This window comes from Streptomyces sp. NPDC058880 (genome assembly GCF_042742535.1).
Taxonomy (GTDB): Bacteria; Actinomycetota; Actinomycetes; order Streptomycetales; family Streptomycetaceae; genus Streptomyces.
Map to the genome: position 1 here is coordinate 218,547 of NZ_JBHYMC010000001.1, position 15,150 is coordinate 233,696.

At 74.0% G+C, this 15,150-nt stretch carries 13 protein-coding genes; 5 read left to right on the top strand and 8 right to left on the bottom strand.

The annotated features are described in order from the left end of the window. Positions 1-18: 18 nt before the first annotated feature. The 3 genes from ACFW2G_RS00985 to ACFW2G_RS00995 form a co-directional block, all read right to left on the bottom strand. Positions 19-1,134: a calcium:proton antiporter gene (locus ACFW2G_RS00985; RefSeq protein WP_384444749.1), complete on the bottom strand. Its 1,116-nt coding sequence runs from the start codon at positions 1,132-1,134 to the stop codon at positions 19-21. A gap of 118 nt (positions 1,135-1,252) precedes the next feature. Then, positions 1,253-2,836: an acyl-CoA synthetase gene (locus ACFW2G_RS00990; protein WP_384580141.1), complete on the bottom strand. Its 1,584-nt coding sequence runs from the start codon at positions 2,834-2,836 to the stop codon at positions 1,253-1,255. A 5-nt stretch (positions 2,837-2,841) separates the two neighbouring features. Next, positions 2,842-3,957 carry a nitronate monooxygenase gene (locus ACFW2G_RS00995; RefSeq protein WP_037921948.1) on the bottom strand — a complete coding sequence of 372 codons (1,116 nt, stop codon included), beginning with the start codon at positions 3,955-3,957 and terminating at the stop codon, positions 2,842-2,844. Positions 3,958-4,256: 299 nt separating this feature from the next. Between ACFW2G_RS00995 and ACFW2G_RS01000 the strand changes: the two genes are divergently transcribed. After that, the gene (locus ACFW2G_RS01000) at positions 4,257-6,200 is read left to right on the top strand and encodes a serine hydrolase (protein ID WP_384580139.1); all 1,944 of its coding nucleotides are present in this window, start codon (positions 4,257-4,259) and stop codon (positions 6,198-6,200) included. Between the two features lie 22 nt (positions 6,201-6,222). Here ACFW2G_RS01000 and ACFW2G_RS01005 read toward each other — a convergent pair whose 3' ends face one another. After that, positions 6,223-6,597 carry a VOC family protein gene (locus ACFW2G_RS01005; protein WP_037921946.1) on the bottom strand — a complete coding sequence of 125 codons (375 nt, stop codon included), beginning with the start codon at positions 6,595-6,597 and terminating at the stop codon, positions 6,223-6,225. A gap of 491 nt (positions 6,598-7,088) precedes the next feature. Here ACFW2G_RS01005 and ACFW2G_RS01010 point away from each other — a divergent pair, with 491 nt between their 5' ends. Next, a complete protein-coding gene (locus ACFW2G_RS01010; RefSeq protein ID WP_384580137.1) occupies positions 7,089-7,223 on the top strand; it encodes a hypothetical protein in 135 nt (44 codons plus the stop codon). 192 nt (positions 7,224-7,415) lie between these two features. On the opposite strand, the gene ACFW2G_RS01015 is transcribed toward ACFW2G_RS01010, so the two are convergent. Then, entirely contained in the window at positions 7,416-8,045 is a 630-nt protein-coding gene (locus tag ACFW2G_RS01015; RefSeq protein WP_384444758.1) for a TetR/AcrR family transcriptional regulator, read from the bottom strand. Between the two features lie 77 nt (positions 8,046-8,122). On the opposite strand from ACFW2G_RS01015, the gene ACFW2G_RS01020 reads away from it, so the two are divergent. Together ACFW2G_RS01020 and ACFW2G_RS01025 are read left to right on the top strand one after the other, a co-directional pair. Further along, on the top strand, positions 8,123-9,334 hold the full coding sequence (locus ACFW2G_RS01020; protein ID WP_384444760.1) for an FAD-dependent monooxygenase: 1,212 nt from the start codon (positions 8,123-8,125) through the stop codon (positions 9,332-9,334). 204 nt (positions 9,335-9,538) lie between these two features. Beyond that, positions 9,539-9,736, top strand: a complete 198-nt coding sequence (locus ACFW2G_RS01025; protein ID WP_384680819.1) for a nitroreductase/quinone reductase family protein — start codon at positions 9,539-9,541, stop codon at positions 9,734-9,736. Between the two features lie 187 nt (positions 9,737-9,923). Here the strand turns inward: ACFW2G_RS01025 and ACFW2G_RS01030 are convergent, their stop codons facing one another. Genes ACFW2G_RS01030 through ACFW2G_RS01040 form a run of 3 tightly spaced genes read right to left on the bottom strand, consistent with a single transcriptional unit; the run spans position 9,924 to position 14,538 of the window. Then, positions 9,924-11,498, bottom strand: a complete 1,575-nt coding sequence (locus ACFW2G_RS01030; protein WP_384444763.1) for a phytoene desaturase family protein — start codon at positions 11,496-11,498, stop codon at positions 9,924-9,926. Continuing rightward, positions 11,495-13,588, bottom strand: coding sequence for a tetratricopeptide repeat protein (locus tag ACFW2G_RS01035; RefSeq protein WP_384580135.1), 2,094 nt, complete (start codon positions 13,586-13,588; stop codon positions 11,495-11,497). The genes ACFW2G_RS01030 and ACFW2G_RS01035 overlap by 4 nt, the downstream gene beginning before the upstream one ends. 26 nt (positions 13,589-13,614) lie before the next feature. Then, complete coding sequence (locus ACFW2G_RS01040) at positions 13,615-14,538, bottom strand: oxygenase MpaB family protein (protein ID WP_384580133.1); 924 nt, start codon at positions 14,536-14,538, stop codon at positions 13,615-13,617. A gap of 98 nt (positions 14,539-14,636) precedes the next feature. Here ACFW2G_RS01040 and ACFW2G_RS01045 point away from each other — a divergent pair, with 98 nt between their 5' ends. Further along, positions 14,637-15,029 carry a molybdopterin-binding protein gene (locus ACFW2G_RS01045; protein WP_384580131.1) on the top strand — a complete coding sequence of 131 codons (393 nt, stop codon included), beginning with the start codon at positions 14,637-14,639 and terminating at the stop codon, positions 15,027-15,029. Positions 15,030-15,150: the final 121 nt, after the last annotated feature.

The following is a 15,150-nucleotide window of genomic DNA, read 5'->3' on the forward strand; positions in this document are numbered from 1 at the left end:
CTGCCCCGGCCCTGTGCCTCACGGGCTGACGGCCAGGAAGAGGTACGCGGCCAGCAGCACGATGTGCACTCCGCCCTGGAGCAGCGTGGCGCGGCCGGGGGCGAGGGTGAGCGTGCTGACCACCACGGTCAGGGCGAGCAGCACCATGTGGACCGGTCCGAGGCCGAGCGTGAGCGGGCCGGCGAGCCAGATGGAGGCCAGTGCGATGGCCGGGATGGTCAGGCCGATGCTGGCGATGGCGGACCCGTAGGCGAGGTTGAGGCTGGTCTGCACGCGGTCGCGTCGGGCGGCGCGGACGGCGGCGAGGGTCTCCGGCAGCAGCACGAGCAGGGCGATGATCACACCGACGACCGCCTGGGGCAGGCCGGCCTTCGCCACCGCCGACTCGATGGTCGGCGAGACGGCCTTGGCGTCGCCGACGACCGCGACGAGCGCGACCAGCAGCAGGCCAAGGCTGAGCAGGGCGGCTCGGGAGGTGGGCGGCGCCGCGTGGTCGTCCTGCGGGTCCGCGGCGCGGCCGGTGGCCCGGCCGGTGTTCACGGGCAGGAAGTAGTCCCGGTGGCGGACCGTCTGCACGGCGATGAACAGCCCGTACAGGGCGAGTGAGGCGACGGCGGCGAAGGTCAGCTGCCCGGTGGAGAACTCCGGGCCGGGCTTGCTCGTGGTGAAGGTGGGCAGGACGAGGCTGAGGGTGGCGAGCGTCGCGACGGTGGCGAGGGCGGCGCCGGAACCCTCGGGGTTGAAGACGGCGATCCGGTTGCGCAGGGCGCCGACGAGCAGGGACACGCCGACGACGCCGTTGCAGGTGATCATGACGGCGGCGAAGACGGTGTCCCGGGCCAGGGTCGCGCTCTTGTCCCCGCCGTCGGCCATCAGGGTGACGATGAGGGCCACTTCGATGACGGTGACCGCCACGGCGAGGATGAGGGAGCCGAAGGGTTCGCCCACCCGGTGGGCGACGACCTCGGCGTGGTGCACGGCCGCCAACACGGCACCGGCCAAGCACAGGGCGACGACCAGCACGGCGAAGCCGGGTAGCTCCCGCCCCCAGCTGAGGACCAGCGCGATCAGCGCCACCACGGGGACCAGGACGGTCCAGTCGGCCAGGGGGGATCTGCGCTTCGTCGTACCCATATCGTCCAACTTGCCAGAAGTGTTCCCCTGGTGCGTCGCACGGCGCGCTCCTGGCGCCTTGACGTGGTGTTTCTCACGGATCCTCGCGGCACGACGGGCTCGCGGGCTCCCTGGTGGATCACATCGCGCGCTCGCGGCCCTCCCAGTACGGGTCCCGCAGCCGGCGCTTGTAGAGCTTGCCGTTCGGGTCGCGGGGCATGTGCTCGACGAAGTCGACGGTCCGGGGTCGCTTGTACCCGGCGAGCCGCTGCTCGCAGTGGTGCAGGATCTCGGCCGCCAGGGCGCCGCCGGCCGCGACGCCCTCCGCCGGTTCGATGACCGCCTTGACCTCCTCGCCCCAGTCGGCGTGCGGGATGCCGAAGACGGCGGCGTCCGCGACGGCCGGGTGGGCGAGCAGCGCAGACTCGATCTCGGCCGGGTAGATGTTGACCCCGCCGGAGATGATCATGTCGATCTTGCGGTCGCGGAGGAAGAGGTAGCCCTCCTCGTCCATCAGGCCGAGGTCCCCGACGGTGAAGAAGTCTCCGATGCGGTTCTTCCTCGTCTTGTCCTCGTCCTTGTGGTAACTGAAGCCGCCGGTGTTCATCCTCATGTAGACGGTGCCCAGTTCGCCCGGGGGCAGCCGGTTGCCGTCGTCGTCGAAGACGGCCAGTTCGCTGATCGGCCAGGCCCTGCCCACCGTGCCCGGCTTCTTCAGCCAGTCCTCGGCCGTCGCGAAGGCGCCGCCGCCCTCGCTGGCCGCGTAGTACTCCTCCACGCAGCCGCCCCACCAGTCGATCATCGCCCGCTTGACGTGGTCGGGGCAGGGGGCGGCGCCGTGGATGGCGTGCCTCATCGAGGACACGTCGTAGGCGTCCTTCGTCTCCTGCGGGAGGGCGAGCAGCCGGTGGAACTGCGTCGGCACCATGTGGGTGTGCGTGCAGGCGTGTGCGTCGATCAGGCGCAGCATCTCCTGCGGGGCCCACTTGTCCATGAGGACCAGGGGGTGCCCGATGTGCAGGGCGGCGCCCGCGAACTGGAGGACGGCCGTGTGGTAGAGCGGCGAGCAGACCAGGTGGACGTTGCCGTCGAAGGGGCGGATGCCGAAGATGCCGAGGAATCCGCCGAGGTAGGTCTCCTCCGGAAGCCTGCCGGGCAGGGGGCGGCGGATGCCGCGGGGGCGACCGGTGGTGCCGGAGGTGTAGTTCATGACCCAGCCGAGGGTGCGGTCCGCGGGGGCCGTGGCGGGCTGCCCATGGAGGAGGTCCCCGTACGGACGGAAGCCCGGGACCGCTCCGACGGCGTAGCGGTGGCTCGCGGGCAGGGCTGACTCGTCGGCCGCCGCGGTGGCGGCCGCGGCGAAGCGCTCGTGGGCGACGAGGACCTTGGCGCCGGAGTCGGAGACGATCCAGGCGATCTCGGGGCCCACGAGGTGGTGGTTGACGGGGACGAGGTAGAAGCCGGCCTGGGAGGCGGCGAGGTAGGCGGTCAGGAACTCGACGCCGTTGGGGAGGACGACGGCGAAGGAGTCGCCCCTTTCCAGCCCGGCGGCGCGCAGCCCGTGGACGAGCCGGTTGACGTCGGCGTGCAGTCGGCCGGCGCTCCACTCCTCGCCGCCGGGGGCGGTCAGGACGATGCGTCCCGGGTCGGCTGCCGCCTGGGCCCAGAAGCCGTTGGGCGGCTGCCGATCGACGGAGGGGGTCGTGGACGTCGCGGTGGTCATGGCGGTCACGCCTCTCGGACTCGGCCGGCGATGCGGTTGATGCGGTCGATGGCCTTCTCGAAGTCTCCGGTGAGCTCGTCGAAGACGGCCTGGACGCTGCGTTCACTGTTCATCCGGCCGACGATCTGGCCGACGGGCGTGCCCAGCAGCGGCCGGACCTCGTACTTCTGGATGCGGGAGACGGCCTCGGCGACGAGGAGGCCCTGGAGCGGCATGGGGAGCGTGCCGGGGCCCTCCGGGTCGTCCCAGGCGTCCGTCCACGCGGTGCGCAGCTGGCGTGCGGGTTTGCCGGTGAGGGCGCGGGAGCGGACGGTGTCGCCGGAGCCGGCGGCGAGGAGCTTCTCGGTGAGGGCGCGCGAGTGGAGGTCGGCCTCGGTGGTGGTGAGCCAGAGGGAGCCGAGCCACACACCCTGGGCGCCGAGGGCGAGGCCGGCGGCGATCTGCCCGCCGCTGCCGATGCCGCCGGCGGCGAGGACCGGGAGCGGCGCGACGGCCTCGACGATCTCGGGGACGAGGACCATGGTGGCGATGTCGCCGGTGTGGCCGCCGGCCTCGTAGCCCTGTGCGACGACGACGTCGATGCCGGCTTCGGCGTGGCGGCGGGCGTGCTTGGCGCTGCCGGCGAGGGCGGCGACGAGGATCCCGCGCTCGTGGGCGCGGGCGATGACGTCGGCGGGCGGGGAACCGAGGGCGTTCGCCAGGAGTTTGACGGGGTAGTCGAAGGCGACGTCGAGCTGGCTGCGGGCGACCTGCTCCATCCAGCCGGTGATGCGCCAGCCGGAGGCCTCGCCCTCGGCGAGCTCGGGTACCCGGTGTTCGGCGAGGGTGTCGCGGACGAAGGCGCGGTGCCCGGCCGGGATCATCGCCTCGATGTCGGCTTCACTGATGCCGTCGACGGCCTTCTTCGCGGGCATGACCACGTCGAGGCCGTAGGGCTTGCCGTCGGCGTGCGCCTCCATCCAGTCGAGGTCGCGTTTGAGGTCGTCCGGTGCCGTGTAGCGGACCGCCCCGAGGACGCCGAACCCGCCCGCCCGGGTGATCGCGGCGGCGACCGCGGGGAAGGGTGTGAAGCCGAAGATGGCGTGCTCGACTCCCAGTTTCCTGCTCAGCTCCGTCTCCATGGGCGGCAGGATGCCGCAGCCCGGCGGCCGAGGGAAGACATTTTCTGATGCTGTGTCAGATTCTTTGCGGCCCGGTCGGCGGGAAGGGTGGCCGAGCTGCGGGCAGATACCCGTTAGCCTGCGGCACGCTCGGCCGATTCAGCAGACCCGGGGCCGCTCACCTGCGGCGCACCGGGCGGGTGCGGGGTTTCGGGCACGTCCGCGGGGGACTGCGGGCGCGGATCGCGCGGTGCGGAACGCGGATCGCGTATTTCGGTTGCGGGTTGCGGGTTGCGGGTTGCGGACGAGGAGGGCCGGACATGGCAGTGCACACGGAGGCCGAGGCGGTGGCGGAAGTCCCCACGAAACGCGCGGTACGCGCGGGCGGAACCGGCCCTGGACGGCGCGAATCGCGGCCGGAGCCGGCTCAGGAGCCGGAGCCGGAGCCGGAGGAGCAGCACGACGGAGTGCGCGTGACCCGGCCGGGAGTCGGCCGGCGGCGGCTCGCGGCGCGGCTGCTCGCGCTCGGCGGAGTGCTGGCCCTGCACGCCGCGCTCCCCGCCGCGCCGGGCGCGGCCGGCGGCCCCGTGGGACGGCGCGCTCTGCAGGGGCTGCGGCTGCGGTACGGATCCGCGCGCCAGGCCGGGCTGCTGGAGCGGCACTTGGAGGCGGTCGCGGACGAGGCGCGACGGTTCCTGGGCCCCTCACCCGAACACCCCTACTACGCGGGGGCGGTGGTCCTCGCCGGGCGCGGCCGCACCGTCGCCCTGCACCGGGCCATGGGCCATGCCGTCCGGTACGCGGAGTACGACGGGCGGACCGACCGGGTCCGCGAGCTCCCCGCAGCCGAGCGGATCGACATGGCCGAGGACACCGTCTTCGACCTGGCCTCCCTGACCAAACTGTTCACCTCGATCCTGGCGGTCCAACAGATGGAGCGGGGGCGCCTGGAGCTGGAGGCCCGGGTGCACCGCTACCTGCCGGAGTTCACCGGTGGAGGCAAAGAGGCCATCACCGTTCGTCAGCTGCTCACCCACACCTCGGGACTGCGCTCGTGGGCGCCCTTCTACCAGGAGTCCACGCACGAGGGCCGGATGAGGCTGTTGTGGTCGGTGCGGCCGCAGGAGCCCCCGGGGACCGTCTACCGCTACTCCGACCTCAATCTGATCGCGCTGCAACTGCTCCTGGAACGGATCACCGGCCGCACTCTGGACGTCCTGCTCCACGACGAGATCACCGCTCCGCTCGGCATGCACCGCACTCGCTACAACCCGCCGCTCTCCTGGCGTCGGGTCACCGCGGCCACCGAGGTGCAACGCCCGCCCTGGTCCGGCCTGGACCGCGGTCTGGTGTGGGGCGAGGTCCACGACGAGAACGCCTACGCCCTCGGCGGGGTGGCGGGCCACGCGGGTGTCTTCGGCACCGCCTGGGACCTGGCCGTCCTGGCCCGCGCCCTCCTCGACGGCGGGGCCTACGCGGGCCGGCGCATCCTGCGCCCCGCCTCGGTCGAGCTGCTCTTCACCGACTACAACACGGCCTTCCCCGGCGACGACCACGGCCTCGGCTTCGAGCTCTACCAGCACTGGTACATGGGAGCCATGGCCACCCCGCATTCGGCCGGCCACACCGGGTTCACCGGCACCTCCCTCGTGCTGGACCCCTCCACCGACTCCTTCCTGATCCTGCTCGGCAACTCCGTCCACCCCGTGCGCACCTGGCGGGCCGGCAGCGCCCCGCGGGTCGCCGTCGGCAACCGCTTCGCCCGGGCCGTCCCCGTCCGCACCCGGCACGGCGGCGCCGCCTGGTTCTCCGGGACCGTGCCCGGTGTCTCCGGCACCCTGACCCTGCCGCCGCTCACCCCCGCCACGGCCGCCGCCCGGCTGCGCTGCGCCGTGTGGTGGGACACCGTGCCCGGCGCGGGCGCCCTGCACCTGGAGGCCTCGGCCGACGGAGTGGACTGGGCGCCGCTGCCGTTCACCACCCTGCGGTCCACCGGCGGTGTCGCCGAGGAGTGGCCGGAGGGGTCGGTCGGCGGCTGGTCCGGACGCATCTGGCACCGCCTGGAGGCCCCCCTCACCGCCGACTGGGCCGGCCGCGAGGTGCGGCTGCGGTTCCGCCACACCGCCACCGGCCGCTACGTCGGCCGCGGGGTGTACGTGGACGTCGTCCGTGTGGCGGAACCGGCCCGACTGCTGTTCGCGGAGGACCGGCCCGACGATGCGGCCCGCCTGGAGGCCTTCGGCTGGACCCGGTCGGCGGACTGAGCGGACCCGGCGGCCCGACGGGTCAGTCGCGCACCAGGCAGAAGGGGTGCCCCGCCGGGTCGGCGTAGACCCGCCAGCCGCGCCCGTCCGATCCGTCGAGCAGGGTCCCGCCGGCCGCAAGCACTTCCTCCTGCGCCCGGTCCAGGTCCGGGACGCCGAAGTCCAGGTGGAACTGCTGCGGCCGGCTGGGGTCGGGCCAGCTCGGGGGCACGTGGTCCGGAGCGCGCTGGAAGGCGAGCACCAGGCCGGACGGCGCGTGCAGCGTCGCCCAGTCCTCGTCGAGCGACCAACGCCGGTCCGGCTGGTTGACGTTGCCGCCCAGCAGCGACTGGTAGAAATCGGCGAGCACCCGCGGCTCGGGACAGTCCAGCACGACACACTGCAGTTGAGCGATCATGTCCGGATCCTAGAACGCGCCGTGCGCGCGAAGGCGGCACGCCCACCCGGCCGCTCTGCCGGTGGCGCGTGCGACGATCCGGAACATGATCGCCTCGCTCTGCTGACGGCCGCCTCCCCGGTACTGGCGGCCCATCCGCCGGCGGACACCGTGGCCGCGGGCCTGGTGGAGGTCCTCCCGGACGGGGCCACCGACGGCGGGGCGTGGCTGCGGATGCTGGTCGCCTGCGGTGCGACGGACGCGACGGAGGCCGGGCGGGGGGTACCGGAGGGCGGCCTGCACCAGTGGGTCGGCCGCTTCGTCCGCATTTACCGGTACGCGGCGCAGTCGGGCGGCGGTGTCGCCCGGCAGCCGCTCCCGGGCGCGGGCGGAACTCCTTGGCACGCGCGGTGGTGGAGGCGAGGCGGGCGCGGGCCGGCCGGACGGTGTTCCTGCCCGGGGCGTGGACCGAGCTGAAGGCCCCGCACCTGCCGCTGGAGCGGGCGTAGCCCGTGAAGCTGGCGAGCCACCTGGCGGCACCGCTGCGGCACGGCGAGGTCCTGGCACCGTTCGTCCGCCTCCTGCCGACGGCGCCGCTGCACGCACTGTTCACGCAGGCGCGGGAGCGCACCCCGGACGTTGCCTGAACAGAAAATCCTGACGCCCCCAAGCGCATGATTCAAGCCGTGCGAAGGGGTGTTCTTTCAGCCACTCCGGGCGTAGCGTGTGCACACTCCACCAGGAGGAACGCACCGGCCCTCCCGCCTCGATCCCACCGGTGCGTACCGATGGAAGAGCCCCGCCGCCACATCCCCCGGTGCGGCGGGGCTCTTCCGCGTTCAGGCCGGGTCCGCGAGGGCCGCGGCGAGCATCCGGCGTGCGACGGCGGTCAGTTCGGCCAGGTCCGGGGCGGGACGAGAGCGGGCCCGAGCGCCTGCCAGCCGGTCGTACAGGAGCCCTTCGGTCCAGGCGACGAGCAGTTCGGCGGTCTCTTCGGGACGATCGGACCCGAGGGCGGCGGCGATCCGCGCGGCCCGACCCCGGGCCCCCTGCCCCGCCCGGCGGAGGTCCTCCTGGAGCTCCGGGTTGCGGGCGGCCTCCAGGCTGAGTTCGAAGCGGGCCAGCTGGCGCTCGCGCCCTGCGGTCAGCCAGCGGTACAGCAGGCCGGCCAGGAGGGCCGCGGCCGCTTCCCGGTTCGGCTCCGGGAGGGTGGACCCGGGGGCCGGCGGCGCGGAGCCGAGGGGGCTGCCGTCGTCCACGTCCGCGAGGTCCAGCTGGGCCAGCCGCTGATAGCACGCCGCGATCAGGGCCGTCCTCGTACGGAAGTAATACGACGTACTGCCCGCGGGCAGCCCCGCGGCTCCGTCGACCGCGCGATGGGTCAACCCGCGGAGCCCGGCGGCGGCCACGAGGCCGATGGCGGTGTCGGCGATCAGGGTTCTGCGGTCGGCAGCGGGAGCGTGGGACACCCGGCCACTCTACATGTGTAGAGTGAGGCCATCGCCCTCTACACATGTAGAGGCCTGGAGGAAGGCAGGGGCCCGCCATGTCTGCAGTTCAGCATCACGCGGTCGTCGCAGGGGCGGGGATCGGCGGACTCACCGCGGCTCTGGCACTGCACCGCACCGGATGGCGGGTGACCGTGTGCGAGCGGGCACCCGGGCCAGCCGCCGTCGGCGCGGGAATCGTCCTCGCCCCGGGCGCCCTGCGCGCCTTCGCCGCCATCGGCTTCGACGTCTCCGGCGCGGTGGGGCGCGCCCTGCCGACCGCGATGGGCCTGCGCCGCCCCGACGGCCGCTGGCTGACCCGCGCCGACACCGCGGTCCTCGCCGCCCGCTACGGCGGCCCGCCGCTCGCCGTGCACCGCTCGGCCCTCACCCACGCCCTGACCGCCGCGCTGCCCGCGGGGACGGTCCGCTACGGGGCGGAGGTCACCACCGTGGACGGCGCCGACACCTTCCCGGTGGTCCGCACCGCGGCCGGCGACCTCGGCGGCTCCGCCGACCTCGTGGTCGCCGCGGACGGCATCCACAGCCCGCTGCGCCGCCGGTACTTCCCGAACCACCCGGGCCTGCGCCATAGCGGGGAGACCGCCTGGCGGACCGTCCTGCCGGCCGCCGCGAGCCCGGCCGGGGCGGCCACCGCCGAGACCTGGGGCCGCGGCGAACGCTTCGGCGTGGTCCCGCTCGCCGACGGGAGCACTTACGTCTACGCGACCGCCCTCGCGCCCGAGGGCCACCGTCCCGCCGACATCCGCGCCGAACTGATGCGCCGCTTCGGCAGCTGGCACGACCCGGTGCCGGCCCTGCTGGAGCGGATCGACCCGGCGGCCGTGCTCCAGCACGACCTCTATGATCTGGCGGCCCCGCTCCCCCGCTTCCACCGCGGGCGTCTGGCCTGGATCGGCGACGCCGCCCATGCCATGACCCCCAATCTGGGTCAGGGCGGTTGCCAGGCCATCGAGGACGCGGTCGTCCTCGCCCACCTGTTGGACGGGGCCGGGACCGGCGGCGTTCCGGCGGCCCTGGCCGCCTACAGCGCCGCGCGCTGCGCCCGGACCGACGCCATCCGCCGCCGGGCCCGCCGCGCGGGCCGGATCGCCGCCCTCACCCACCCCCTCGCCGCGGCCCTGCGCGACCTCGCTGTCCGCGCCACCCCGGCCGCGGTGGCGCACCGGGCAATGGACGGCCTCTTCGACGGGTTCACTCTTCCGGCCCGACGGGAGGGCGCACCCACAGGCGCCGATGCTCGTTGGTGAGGTTCGTTGACCGTTCGACCTGAAGGCAGGCGACACCCCGTGACGACCGGAATCGACTGGGACCACCCGACCGACCCGCGGGCCGGAAGCTGGCAGCTGGAACACGTCCAGCAGTACGTGGGCTCCGGCGGCGCCGAGGGCCACTACTGGAACGGCACCCAGACCCTCCTGCTCACCACCGTCGGCCGGGTGTCCGGCAACGCGGTGCGCACGCCGCTCATCTACGGACAGGCCGACGGCCGCTACCTGCTCGTCGCCTCCAAGGGCGGCGCCGACGAGCACCCCTTGTGGTTCCGCAACCTGAGCGCGACCCGGAGGTCCGCATCCAGGTCGGCCCGCAGATCCTGCGGGGCACGGCGCGCACGGCGAACGCCGAGGAGCGCGCCGCGTACTGGCCGCTGATGGTGGGGCACTGGCCCGCCTACGACGAGTACCAGGCCAAGACCGACCGGGAGATCCCGATCGTGGTGATCGAGCCCGCCGAGTAGCCGCGCCGGCGGACCCGTCCGGGCCCGCCGTGTCACCCCGTCCGCGGGCGGGCCGGCACGTGCTCCGCGGGCTCGGCCGGACCCGGCCGGGTCCGGCCGGGCTACGCGCGCTCCAGCACCGCCATCGCGGCGTTGTGGCCGGGGATCCCGCTCACGCCGCCGCCACGGACCGCGCCCGCGCCGCACAGCAGGACGTTGCGGTGGGCCGTCTGCACGCCCCACCGGCCGCCGCCCTCGTCCGCGTAGGGCCAGGACAAGTCGCGATGGAAGATGTGCCCGCCGGGCAGCCGCAGATCCCGCTCCAGGTCCAGCGGGGTCTTCGCCTCGATGCAGGGGCGGCCGTCCGCGTCGAAGGCCAGGCAGTCGATGAGCGGCTCGGCCAGGTGCGCGTCGAGCTGCGCGAGGGTGGCGGTCAGCAGCACCTCGCGGGCCTGCTGGTTGTCGTGCCCGAACAGCCGGGCCGGCGTGTGCAGGCCGAAGAGGGTGAGCGTCTGGTAGCCCTGCTCGACCAGTTCCGGACCGAGGATCGTCGGGTCGGCCAGCGAGTGGCAGTAGATCTCCGAGGGCGGCACGGACGGCAGTTCCCCGGCCGCAGCCTCGGCGTGGGCCCGGGCGAGCTGTTCGTACCCCTCGGCGATGTGGAAGGTCCCGCCGAAGGCCTCGCGCGGGTCGACGGTGGTGTCCCGTAGCCGGGGCAGCCGTCGCAGCAGCATGTTGACCTTGAGCTGGGCACCCTCCGGGGCCGTCGCCGGGTCCTCGGCCGGTACCTCACCGAGGAGTTCGGACAACGCCTGCGGCGAGGCGTTCACCAGCACCGTCCGGCCCACGACCCGGCCCTCGCCGGCCGCGGTACGGAACACCACTTCGGCGGGTCCGGCCCCGTCCGTGTCGATCCGCAGCACCTCGTGCCCGGTGGCGATCTCGGCGCCGGCCTTCGTCGCGGCAGCCGCCAGCGCGTCCGTCAGGGCACCCATGCCGCCGACCGGCACGTCCCAGTCACCGGTCCCGCCTCCGATGACGTGGTAGAGGAAGCACCGGTTCTGGACCAGCGAGGGGTCGTGCGCGTCCGCGAAGGTGCCGATGAGGCCGTCGGTCAGAACCACCCCGCGGACCAGGTCGTCGTCGAAGTGGCGCTCCACGGCCTGTCCCAGCGGCTCCTCGAACAGCATCCGCCAGGCGGCCTCGTCGTCGATCCGGGCCCGCAGCTCCGCCCGGGTGGGCAGCGGCTCGGTCAGGGTCGGGAACACCTTCCGGGCCACCCGGCCGGTGGTGGCGTAGAACGCCCGCCAGCTCTCGTACTCCCGGTCGGAGCCGGTCAGCCGGGCGAAGGAGGCCCGGGTGCGCTCCTCGCCCCCGCCGACGAGCAGTCCGCCGGGCCGCCCGTCGCGCTCGGTCGGTGTGTACGAGGAGACGGTGCGTCGGCGTACCGCGAAGCTCAGCTCCAGATCGCGAACGATCTTGTCGGGCAGCAGGGAGACCAGGTAGGAGTAGCGCGAGAGGCGGGCGTCGACGCCGACGAACGGTCTGCTGGAAATCGCCGCACCGCCGGTGGCGCCGAGCCGCTCCAGTACCAGCACCGAGCGGCCCGCCCGTGCCAGGTAGCCGGCGGCCACCAGGCCGTTGTGCCCGCCGCCCACGATCACGTCGTCGTACACGTCCCGCCCGAAGCTCGTCATGGCTCTTGGTAGCACACCTGGCCGAGCCGCTCCAGACAGTGGGCCTCGTCGGCGTGGGCCAGCACCGTCTCGGGGTGCTCGTCACCGAGCGATCGCTCCCGGATGCCGGACAGGTCCCGGTAGATCGGGAGGGCCTCGTCCCAGCGGCCCAGCCGGCCCAGGCCGACGGCCAGTTCTCGGCGGCTGACCAGGGTGTCCGCGTGCTCGGCGCCGAGCACCCGGGCGCGGACGGCGGCCACCTGGCGTGCCTCGGCCACCGCCTGCTCCCAGCGGTCCAGGCGGCCCAGGTTGACACCGAGGACGTGCCGGGCGCGCAGCGTCTCCGGGTCCGTCGCCCCGTAGGCCCGGGTGCGGTCGCGGACCAGGGCACTGAAGAGGTCGAGCGCCTGGGCGCTGCTGCCGGTGCGGCCCAGCGCGATGCCGACTTCGTAGCGCGCGGCCAGGGTGTCGGGATGGTCGCGGCCGAGGACCCGTTCCCGTGCGGCGGCGACCTCGCGGAAGCCGGCCAGCGCCTCTTGCCAGCGGTCCAGGCGGCCGAGCACGTACGCCACCTCGTAGCGGGTCAGCAGGGTGTCCGCGTGCTCGGCGCCCAGGACGGCCGCCCGGTCCGCGGCGACCGCGACGGCCGTGGTGTGGGCCTCCGCGTACCGGCCCAGGGCCCGCAGGGCGCAGGCCAGGTTGTGCCGGCAGCGCAGCGTGTCGGGGTGCAGTTGGCCCGTGGTTCGCTCACGGGCGACGAGCACCGCGCGGTAGGTGTCGTGCGCCTCCTGGTGGCGGCCGAGCCGGCCCATCTCGTACGCGGCCTCCTGCCGGGCGGCGAGGGTGTCGGGGTGGTCCGGCCCGAGCACCCGGGCGCGCCCGTCGGCCACGGCCGCGTACACCGAGAGCGCCTCCTCGGGGCGGCCCGCGCGACTGAGGGCATGGGCGCGGGCGTGTCCGGCCGTGAGGGCGTCCGGGCCGGTCTCGCGCGGCCCGGCCGGACGCGGGAACCCGTACGCCACGGTGAGGCGCGGGTCCTCGGCGGGCGCCGGACGCACGATGGTGGCGGGCCGCTCCCCGCCGGGGCGCGGCCCGGGATGTTCGCCACCGGGGCGCGCGGCCGTCCAGGAGCCGGTGAGCACGGCCCATGCACCACTCGCCGGACGGGCTTCGATGCCGGCCTTGCGGCCGGCGGTCATGCCGTGGGCCCAGGCCGGCAGCGGGGCGGGCACGCCGGGAAGCCCGCCGGGGCCGAGCCGGGACCCGACGAGCCTGCGGTGGACGTGGCGGGCGTCCTGCGGGCGCTCCTCGGGAGACTTGGCCAGCAGGTCCAGGACCACCTGCTCGAAGTAGGCGGGCAGCTCGGGGCGGTGCTCGCGCAGCGGTACGGGCGCGGTGTCGCGGTGGCCGATGAGCACCGACCAGGAGTCGCCGAGGTCGAAGGGCGGTGCGCCGGTGGCGATCTCGTACAGGACGCAGCCGAGGGAGTAGAGGTCACTGCGGTGGTCGACCTCACCGCCCGCGATCTGCTCGGGCGACATGTAGTGCGGAGTGCCCATGGCCATGCCGCCGCCGGTGAGCTTGGCGGTGAAGCCGATGTCGTGCGCGAGGCGCGCGATGCCGAAGTCGCAGATCTTCACGGTGCCGTCGACGAGCCGCATGATGTTGGCCGGTTTCAGGTCGCGGTGGACGACACCCTGGTCGTGGGTGTACCCGAGGGCGGCGGCCATCTGTTCGGCGACGTCGACGACCACGTCGACGGGGAGCGGGCGGGTCCCGTTGTCCTCCATGAGCTGGCTCAGGTTGCGGCCTTCGAGCAGTTCCATCACGAGGTAGAGCGGGCCCCCCGCGGCGCTGTCGTCGCCGAAGTCGTGAACCACCGTGACGCCGCGGTGCTGGAGGGACGCGGCCACGCGGGCCTCGCGCCGGAAGCGCTCCCGCAGCACCTGTGTGAAGTGGGCGTCCTGATCGGCGCCGATCGGCTTGAGGCACTTCACGGCGACATGCCGGCCCAGCGACTCGTCCCGGGCTCGCCATACCTCGCCCATGCCGCCGCGCCCGATCAGATCGAGCGACCGGTACCGGCCCTGGATCAGTCTGGACTCCGCCATGTCTTAAAGTCGCCCCCGTTGTCGCGCTACGCCCTCCCCGGCCGGTCCAGTATGGACGCTGGTGTACGCAGTGTGTACGGAGAGGGGCGGCTCCCGGGGCCCATGCGACGCATCGCTTTCAAGATGTGACCTGGAGGCAGCTTCCACCGTAGACCTGCGGGAATGCTGCGCAGCACGCGCCCGGTGAGGCGCAGGCGCCGGGTGACGCTACGCGGGGAGGGAGCGGGCCGCCCGTACAGCTGGTGCGCCCAGCGGGGAAGGGAGCCGTACGCGAGTCCGGCGAGCGGACGCCACAGCAGATTTCGGCCAGGTACCAGGAGGGGATGGACGGGCGGGCCGCGCAGGAAGTCGTCCACGGCGCGGGCGTCGGGACCGGCGGCGAGCTCGGGGCGGACCCGGTCGAAGTAGGCGGCGAGCTGGGCGGTGTCGGCGGGGACGTCGGCCGGGTCGAGGCCGACGAGCCGTGCGTTGACGCGGTTCTCGTCGACGTAGCGGTCGGCCTGGCCGGAAGTGAGCGCAATACCCGATCGGCGCAGGACATGCAGGAAGCTCTCGATCTGTGCGCAGTGGATCCACAGCAGCAGCTCGGGGTCGTCGACGGGGAAGGTACGGCCGGTGGCCGGGTCAGTGCCGGACAGCCTGCGGTGGATGGCACGGACCCGGCCCCCGGCACGCTCGGCGGCCTCGGTGGTGCCGTAGGTGACGGTGCCGACGAAGTCGGCGGTGCGCAGCAGCCGGCCCCAGGCGTCGCTCCGGAAGTCGGAGTTCTCCATGACGCCCCGGACGGCGCGCGGGTGGAGGGCCTGGAGGTAGAGGGCGCGGACCCCGGCGATCCACATCATCGGGTCACCGTGGCACTGCCAGGTGACGGACGCCGGGCCGTAGAGCCCCGGGTCGGCGCCGGACCCCGTCCCGGGGCGGAACCCGGGTCCGGTAGCGGTGTCGCCCATCCCGTACCTCCCCGTCGCAGGCGCCCGGTGCATCCAGCGTACCGAGGCGGACGCCCGCCGAAACAGCCGTCGGAGCGGTCGGCGCATAGGGTTGCACGGTGCATCTCTACACCATCGGCGAGGCCGCCCAACTGCTCCGTGTCAGCACCGACACCGCCCGGCGCTGGGCGGATGCGGGGCGCTTCCCGACCCGGCGGGACGGCGCCCGGCGCATGGTCGAGGGCGTGGACCTGGCCGCCTTCTGCGCGGAGCTCGCCCGGGAGCCGGCCGAGGACGGCGGAGAGGTCGCGACGTCCGTCCGCAACGCGCTGCCCGGTATCGTCACCGCGGTGACGCTCGGCGAGGTTGCGGCCCAGGTCGAGATCCAGGCGGGTCCGCACCGGGTGGTCTCCCTGCTGACGCGCGAGGCGGTCGAGGAGCTCGGACTCGCCGTCGGCGTGCGGGCCGTCGCCCGTGTGAAGTCCACCAGCGTCCACATCGGCAGGGACTGAGCCCGGCGTCGAGGCCGGGCCGGGTCCACCGTGCGTCGAGTCGGGGACGGTCACGGCCTCCCGGGTCGGCCGCCGCCCCGCGCTCCATGCCCGTGCCCACGGCTACGGCCACGGCCACGGC

Bases quoted from the DNA above. Each gene is read 5' to 3' on its own strand.
- ACFW2G_RS00995 (WP_037921948.1), bottom strand. From the start codon at position 3,957: ATGGAGACGGAGCTGAGCAGGAAACTGGGAGTCGAGCACGCCATCTTC.
- ACFW2G_RS01035 (WP_384580135.1), bottom strand. From the start codon at position 13,588: ATGGCGGAGTCCAGACTGATCCAGGGCCGGTACCGGTCGCTCGATCTG.
- ACFW2G_RS01000 (WP_384580139.1), top strand. From the start codon at position 4,257: ATGGCAGTGCACACGGAGGCCGAGGCGGTGGCGGAAGTCCCCACGAAA.
- ACFW2G_RS01020 (WP_384444760.1), top strand. From the start codon at position 8,123: ATGTCTGCAGTTCAGCATCACGCGGTCGTCGCAGGGGCGGGGATCGGC.
- ACFW2G_RS01040 (WP_384580133.1), bottom strand. From the start codon at position 14,538: ATGGGCGACACCGCTACCGGACCCGGGTTCCGCCCCGGGACGGGGTCC.
- ACFW2G_RS00985 (WP_384444749.1), bottom strand. From the start codon at position 1,134: ATGGGTACGACGAAGCGCAGATCCCCCCTGGCCGACTGGACCGTCCTG.
- ACFW2G_RS00990 (WP_384580141.1), bottom strand. From the start codon at position 2,836: ATGACCACCGCGACGTCCACGACCCCCTCCGTCGATCGGCAGCCGCCC.
- ACFW2G_RS01005 (WP_037921946.1), bottom strand. From the start codon at position 6,597: ATGATCGCTCAACTGCAGTGTGTCGTGCTGGACTGTCCCGAGCCGCGG.
- ACFW2G_RS01030 (WP_384444763.1), bottom strand. From the start codon at position 11,498: ATGACGAGCTTCGGGCGGGACGTGTACGACGACGTGATCGTGGGCGGC.